Source organism: Clostridium sp. ZBS2, assembly GCF_023845855.1.
Lineage (GTDB): Bacteria > Bacillota > Clostridia > Clostridiales > Clostridiaceae > Clostridium > Clostridium aquiflavi.
This window is the reverse complement of the sequence record NZ_JAMQIF010000056.1, coordinates 1-6,820: the sequence shown is the minus strand read 5'-3', so window position 1 is coordinate 6,820 and position 6,820 is coordinate 1. Positions and strand designations below refer to the sequence as shown.

Sequence of the window (6,820 nt, the reverse complement as noted above, 5' to 3'; positions counted from 1 at the left end):
ATTGATTTAGCAACTGGACATGCATGCGACACTCAAATGCAATAATTAAAGATGTATTTGTAGATATGAAACCAAATATGGTAAAAGAGTTAAATAAATCATTACCTGAAAATACTATTGGGGAAAAAATTAGAAAAGTTAGAAAAATAAATGATTTAGAGTGTTCTGAATTCTGTAAGATTATAAAGTGTATGAAAAAAACTTTATGGCTTTGGGAATTTGATAGGATTATCCCCCATCCAAACTCTATAAAGAAAATATGTGATAACTTTAATGTTGAATTAGAATATTTTGATTATTACTATAAATGGTATTTTAGTGACTACGAAAAAGCTTTCTTAAAATGGAAAAATGAAAATAACTTTTCATATGAACAATGTGCTTTAATATTAAATACATATGCTAGTACTTTATCAAGCTTTGTACATAAAAAATATAAACCTTCTTATGAATTTTATATGAAATTGAAAGAAAATGGAATAACATAAAAAAGCCCAAAGTAGAAATTTAAAGTTTCTACTTTGGGCTAAAATTCTAATACTTTAATAAATTAAATAGCTTGTACTTAAAATATTTAAATAAAGTCATAGTTGAAATTTTATATATTTATTTAATACTATTATCTTCTAAAATTACATTTGTATTACTTGTTTTACTTTCAGCGTTACTTGTTGCATTAATATTATTTGTATTTTTTTCAGTTATATCTGAATCAGATTTAACTACTTCATTATCTTTAATTTCTGATACTTTATTATCTGAGTCTAATGCATTTTTTGTATCATTATCCTCTAAAATTAAATTTTCATTATTAATTGTAGATTCTTCTTCTATCAAATCTTTATTAATAGTTGTTAATTCTGTATCTTTTACCCATTCATCAACTGAATCTAATTTAGCACTTGTATCTTGTTTGTCACCTAATATAACACTTCCATTAATTTTTTCATATATAGAATTAATAGTTCCATAGCCATTTACATTAACCTTGTCATTTTCATTATCAATTAGTGATGTTATTTTTTCTATAGTAACTGGTCTATTTAATTTTACTTCTGCTGAACTTGATGCTTTTATTTCGTCTATTTTACAACTACTTATATAAAAATCTGAATTTTCAAGAATTTCTATTAAATTTACTATACTACCCCTTACTCTAATCTCTGAACTTTTTGATATAACTAATGATTTTAAATTAGCACCAAATATTCTTAATTTTGATTCTTCCTTCACTAATATTTTATTTATTTCTTTTGAACTACTTATGCTTACATTTGAATCTTTATTTAATATTTCAATATTATCTGCTCCACAATTAATATCTACACTTTCAGTAGTATTTACATAAATATTTTTTACTATATCCCCATAAAACTCTACTCCACTTTTTAAATTTACATTCTCGATTTTACTCAATTTATTAATTTCAATTTCCGGTTTGCTTTCATTTGCATTTATTTCTAATTCATTAATGGTACATTCTTCTAACATAAGATTATTTGCATTATTTACAATTAATTTTTTAGTTTTAATATTCTTTAATTCTACTTTTTCAAATACATCTTTTATATTAAGTCTTATTGTTTCATATTGGACATTGGATTGTAATTTTTCTAGATCTTTACTGTTTGTTATAATTGGATTTTTTTCATCCCCAGTTTCTTCTGGTGAATTACCAGTTGCAATGTTTTTGTCTAATATAATACTACCACTAACTTTTTCTTCAATATTTTTTACAGTTCCAATACCTTCTACATTAACCTTGTCATTTTCATTATCAATTAGTGATGTTATTTTTTCTATAGTAACTGGTCTATTTAATTTTACTTCTGCTGAACTTAATGCTTTTATTTCATCTATTTTACAACTACTTATATAAAAATCTGAATTTTCAAGAATTTCTATTAAATTTACTATACTACCTCTTACTCTAATCTCTGAACTTTTTGATATAACTAATGATTTTAAATTAGCACCAAATATTCTTAATTTTGATTCTTCCTTCACTAATATTTTATTTATTTCTTTTGAACTACTTATGCTTACATTTGAATCCTTCTTTAATATTTCAATATTATCTGCTCCACAATTAATATCTACACTTTCAGTAGTATTTACATAAATATTTTTTACTATATCCCCATAAAACTCTACTCCACTTTTTAAATTTACATTCTCGATTTTACTCAATTTATTAATTTCAATTTCCGGTTTGCTTTCATTTGCATTTACTTCTAATTCATTAATGATGCATTCTTCTAACCTAAGATTATTTGCATTATTTACAATTAACTTCTTAGCTTTAATATTTTTTAATTCTATTCCTTCAAATACATCTTTTATATTAAGTGTTATTGTTTCATATTGAGCATTAGATTGTACTTTTTCTAGATCTTTACTGTTGGTTATAATTAGATTTTTTTCATCCCCAGTTTCTTCTGGTGAATTACCAGTTGCAATGTTTTTATCTAATATAATACTACCACTAACTTTTTCTTCAATATTTTTTACAGTTCCAATACCTTCTACATTAACTTTTTCATTTTCATTATCAATTAGTGATGTTATTTTTTCTATAGTAACTGGTCTATTTAATTTTACTTCTGCTGAACTTGATGCTTTTATTTCATCTATTTTACAACTACTTATATAAAAATCTGAATTTTCAAGAATTTCTATTAAATTTACTATACTACCTCTTACTCTAATCTCTGAACTTTTTGATATAACTAATGATTTTAAATTAGCACCAAATATTCTTAATTTTGATTCTTCCTTCACTAATATTTTATTTATTTCTTTTGAACTACTTATGCTTACATTTGAATCTTTCTTTAATATTTCAATATTATCTGCTCCACAATTAATATCTACACTTTCAGTAGTATTTACATAAATATTTTTTACTATATCCCCATAAAACTCTACTCCACTTTTTAAATTTACATTCTCGATTTTACTCAATTTATTAATTTCAATTTCCGGTTTGCTTTCATTTGCATTTACTTCTAATTCATTAATGATACATTCTTCTAACCTAAGATTATTTGCATTCTTTATAATTAATTTTTTAGTTTTAATATTCTTTAATTCTACTTTTTCAAATACATCTTTTATATTAAGTATTATTGTTTCATATTGGGCATTGGATTGTAATTTCTCCAAATCTCTACTGCTTGTTATAATTGGATTGGGATGTTCCGGTTTAACAAGATTTTCTTCTTTATTATTTGAATCGCCTTCTGTTGGTTTATTATCTGGTTTACTTGATTCACCTCCACTAGTTCCCCCTGAGCTACTATGATTATGTGAATGTTTAGAAGAATTACTTGATGACGAACTACTTTCAGCATCTGATTTATCTACATTATTATTTACATTGTTTATTTTATCGTTAATTAATTCAGGTATTAACTCACTATTATTATTTTCATTTATAACTAATGGATTACTTGGATTACATGTAATACCAAAATCTTCAAAAGCTTTATTAGTCGGCGGGATATCATTGCCTATAGCTTGACCATTTTCTGCAAATACATAAGTTTTATCCCCCAGTTTAACTTTACCAGTTAACATTTCACCATCTTTACTTAATGCATATGTTTTTCCATCTATTTCAACAATTCCAGTTTGCATAGATCCACTTGAATCAGAATAATACCATTTATTATTATTACTTATCCATCCAGTTTTCATTGCTCCATCTGAATTTGTGAAGTACCATCTATCACCATCTTTAACCCATCCTGTTTGCATAGCTCCACTAGGACTTGTAAAGTACCATGTTTGTCCATCTTTTATCCAACCATTCTTCATTGCTCCACTTTCACTAGCAAAGTACCATTTATCATTGTCCTTAATCCAGCCTTTTTTCATATCTCCATTGTTGTCAAAAAAGTACCATATGCCTTCAACATTTTTCCAACCTTTAACTTTATAATTTCCCTCAGTATAATTCCAAGTTCCATTACTATTTTTATTCCAATCTGCATATGCCTTCATTGGAAATACAGTAGTTATTGATGTTGCAATAATTACTGCTGCTAATAATTTCTTTAAAGCTACTTTTTTCATTATTCTTTACCCCTTTTGATTTTTCTAATAGTCAACGTAAATTAACAATTATAGTTTATGACTTAAGATTTCATTTATAAACTATTATTATTATACATAAAATAATTGTTTTGGTAAAATAATCCTAACAAAAAACACCTACTCAAAAAGTAAGTGTTCTCCAATTCACCTTATTCTAATATCCTGTCCAACATAAATCATATTTCTATCTTTAATACCATTAAGATCTACTAAACTTTCAACTGTAGTGTTAAATTTACCAGCAATCTTACACAAAGTATCCCCTTTAGCTACATTATAAAAAATTTGATTTTCATAAAATCCAACATCATTATTACTATAAATATCAAATGCATTACATATTCCTTTAAATATAGCATTAGCAACACTTTCTGGATTATATCCATTCATATCATTTTCACTATCACAAAAAGCACATTCAATAAGTAAAGCTGGCATAATAGTTTGATTAATTAACGCTTCTCCAACTAACTTATTAAGATCATCTTCCTTTCTAATTCCAACAGCTCCACTATCAAAATTACATAAACAATTCTTTTTCATTTTCCAACAAGTCTTCAACTAAATATTTATAATCTAAATACTGTATTCCATTCTCTCCATTATGCACTTGCTTACATAATAAACTTCTATAATATATATCCATAGCTAATCTAGTATCCATATTTTGTTTTTCTGCTAAAAAATTTATAATATCACTATCTAATGATTGAATATAAAATTTTTCTAATTCTTCTTGATTTGTTATCATTTATTTCACCTCATAACTATCTATAAATTTCAATTTATTATTAATCAAGTCTTGATTTACTAAACATATTTGATTATTCATTTTATAATATTTTATTTCTTCTAAAGTTCTTTTTTCATCCCAAAGCCCCTTAAAATACATATCTACACTTTTAAAAACATTATCATCAGCTACACTTCCAATGATAGCATCATATTCTTTGTAAATTTCTTCACCTTTTCTACAGTTGCAAATAAATTTTAGCCATAATTCATCATCCTCTTTAAAATTCATAATACTATAATTAATTAAATCATCTGATAAATTATATTTATTTACTATTGGTTTGGCTTTGCTTCTCATACCACGTCTTTTGGCCCATTTTTCTGCTTGTTCTTTATAAGTAGTTACATAAAAACCACAACCAAAATCTAAATATTTTTTTGAAAATGCAATATTAGGTTTTTCAATTATATCAATACCACCATGATAAACTATCATAACTTTATTCCTCGTTCTCTTATTAATTCTGTAATATCTTCCATTAAATATTCATTTCCAAGAGTATGCAAAACATCATAACACTTTATAATATAATCATCCAATATGTTTGTTTCACTCAAAATTTTATATATTTCAGATGCTGGCTTTTTAAGATAATCAGAAAGTTTATTAATAATAAATACTGAGAATTCCAATTCCTTTTTATCACAATTCACCATTTAAATTCACACCTTCCTTTTTAATATCCTGTATGTCAAAACTTATTTCATCTTCTACTTCTTTTATAGCACGTTTTACTCTATTACTTAAATTTAAAGCTTCTTCAACTAAACTATTTACATTTATTAAAACTTCAAATCCCATATCAATCATATCTTCACTATAAAATCTATTTTCTGTAGGGTATCTATGCAATATAAAATTATTATCTAATAATTTTAATGCTGCATAATCCCCTTGACTAATTTCAGAACTTAAATCACATTTAATAGAATTATAAATAGTTATTGTTTCATGGATTAATAACTCTATTCCATATTCTTTAATAACAAATGACTTTAGTATTCTTTCTATAGTTCCATGTATCATTTCCAACTGCCTAGGATAAGATATACCTATTTTATTAGCGAGAATTGCATCTCTAATCATAACATTGGAATCAGCCTTCCACAATTTATAAATTTCTTTTTTTATGTTATTTGGCCTAAATCTTTTTAGCTTTCCTGATTTATTAGTTCTACATTCCAATGTAAATCTATCAATTAAACCTTCCATTTATTAACCTCTTAAGAAATCAACTAAAATATTAAATCCACAATCCTTAGCATAGTCTTCAATATTAGTAAGAATTTCTCCCATTTCTTTTGCTTTTATATTTGATTTAACATAAACTTGTATTACATAATAGCTATCAACTTCGTTATATTTAAACTCTGATATTTTTTCTAATATATTTTTATCTAACGTATCCTTAGCATTGTTAATTATTTTATTGTATTGCTCTTTACTCAATTATCATCACACCTTTCTTTCATACTATTAATCTAGTACTAAACAATGTAGAAATTATAAATGTCAAAAATGCTACAGTAACAATTCTTTTTTTATCTTAATATCTCAATATATTAAATTCTTTATTATTTATTTTATCATATCTTTCAGTAGCTGTACTTTTGTTTAATATAAAGTCTACAAAAAATTTTGTATGTAAAATCATAATTTTAATTATATAAATCAAAAGAGCCTACCCTTTATAAGTTGGATAAGCTCTACTCCTAACTCCATAACTTTCATAAAAATCTTTCATAAATCTATCTAAATAATACTTTTCATCCCTATATCTATTAAATTATAACCTATATTATTTATTTTATAAACTTAATAAAAAACTGACTGCGTCATATTTTAAGTTGAAAGTTAAGAGATTTCATCAGTATAATTAACAATTTCTAAGGTGTTAAAACACCCCCTTATAAAAACATTATTTAT

8 protein-coding genes are annotated in these 6,820 nt (G+C 24.7%); 1 reads left to right on the top strand and 7 read right to left on the bottom strand.

Annotated elements, in window-relative coordinates; all coding sequences use genetic code 11:
* Positions 1-23: 23 nt before the first annotated feature.
* Positions 24-488: a helix-turn-helix domain-containing protein gene (locus tag NG918_RS16590; protein ID WP_252217041.1), complete on the top strand. Its 465-nt coding sequence runs from the start codon at positions 24-26 to the stop codon at positions 486-488.
* 118 nt (positions 489-606) lie between these two features.
* Here NG918_RS16590 and NG918_RS16585 read toward each other — a convergent pair whose 3' ends face one another.
* The 7 genes from NG918_RS16585 to NG918_RS16555 all read right to left on the bottom strand — a co-directional run bounded on the left by NG918_RS16585 (position 607) and on the right by NG918_RS16555 (position 6,343).
* On the bottom strand, positions 607-4,077 hold the full coding sequence (locus NG918_RS16585) for an N-acetylmuramoyl-L-alanine amidase family protein (RefSeq protein ID WP_252227143.1): 3,471 nt from the start codon (positions 4,075-4,077) through the stop codon (positions 607-609).
* Between the two features lie 165 nt (positions 4,078-4,242).
* Positions 4,243-4,641 carry a LysM peptidoglycan-binding domain-containing protein gene (locus NG918_RS16580; protein WP_252217036.1) on the bottom strand — a complete coding sequence of 133 codons (399 nt, stop codon included), beginning with the start codon at positions 4,639-4,641 and terminating at the stop codon, positions 4,243-4,245.
* A complete protein-coding gene (locus tag NG918_RS16575) occupies positions 4,619-4,849 on the bottom strand; it encodes a hypothetical protein (RefSeq protein WP_252217034.1) in 231 nt (76 codons plus the stop codon). The genes NG918_RS16580 and NG918_RS16575 overlap by 23 nt, the downstream gene beginning before the upstream one ends.
* Positions 4,850-5,329 carry a DUF3990 domain-containing protein gene (locus NG918_RS16570; protein ID WP_252217032.1) on the bottom strand — a complete coding sequence of 160 codons (480 nt, stop codon included), beginning with the start codon at positions 5,327-5,329 and terminating at the stop codon, positions 4,850-4,852.
* On the bottom strand, positions 5,326-5,550 hold the full coding sequence (locus NG918_RS16565; RefSeq protein WP_252217031.1) for a DUF3791 domain-containing protein: 225 nt from the start codon (positions 5,548-5,550) through the stop codon (positions 5,326-5,328). The genes NG918_RS16570 and NG918_RS16565 overlap by 4 nt, the downstream gene beginning before the upstream one ends.
* Complete coding sequence (locus tag NG918_RS16560) at positions 5,537-6,106, bottom strand: hypothetical protein (RefSeq protein ID WP_252217030.1); 570 nt, start codon at positions 6,104-6,106, stop codon at positions 5,537-5,539. The genes NG918_RS16565 and NG918_RS16560 overlap by 14 nt, the downstream gene beginning before the upstream one ends.
* Before the next feature lie 3 nt (positions 6,107-6,109).
* Positions 6,110-6,343: a hypothetical protein gene (locus tag NG918_RS16555; protein WP_035793662.1), complete on the bottom strand. Its 234-nt coding sequence runs from the start codon at positions 6,341-6,343 to the stop codon at positions 6,110-6,112.
* Positions 6,344-6,820: the final 477 nt, after the last annotated feature.

Excerpts from the sequence above, each read along its gene's own strand:
- NG918_RS16575 (WP_252217034.1), bottom strand. The coding sequence starts at position 4,849 with ATGATAACAAATCAAGAAGAATTAGAAAAATTTTATATTCAATCATTA.
- NG918_RS16565 (WP_252217031.1), bottom strand. The coding sequence starts at position 5,550 with ATGGTGAATTGTGATAAAAAGGAATTGGAATTCTCAGTATTTATTATT.
- NG918_RS16590 (WP_252217041.1), top strand. The coding sequence starts at position 24 with ATGCGACACTCAAATGCAATAATTAAAGATGTATTTGTAGATATGAAA.
- NG918_RS16570 (WP_252217032.1), bottom strand. The coding sequence starts at position 5,329 with ATGATAGTTTATCATGGTGGTATTGATATAATTGAAAAACCTAATATT.
- NG918_RS16585 (WP_252227143.1), bottom strand. The coding sequence starts at position 4,077 with ATGAAAAAAGTAGCTTTAAAGAAATTATTAGCAGCAGTAATTATTGCA.
- NG918_RS16560 (WP_252217030.1), bottom strand. The coding sequence starts at position 6,106 with ATGGAAGGTTTAATTGATAGATTTACATTGGAATGTAGAACTAATAAA.
- NG918_RS16580 (WP_252217036.1), bottom strand. The coding sequence starts at position 4,641 with ATGAAAAAGAATTGTTTATGTAATTTTGATAGTGGAGCTGTTGGAATT.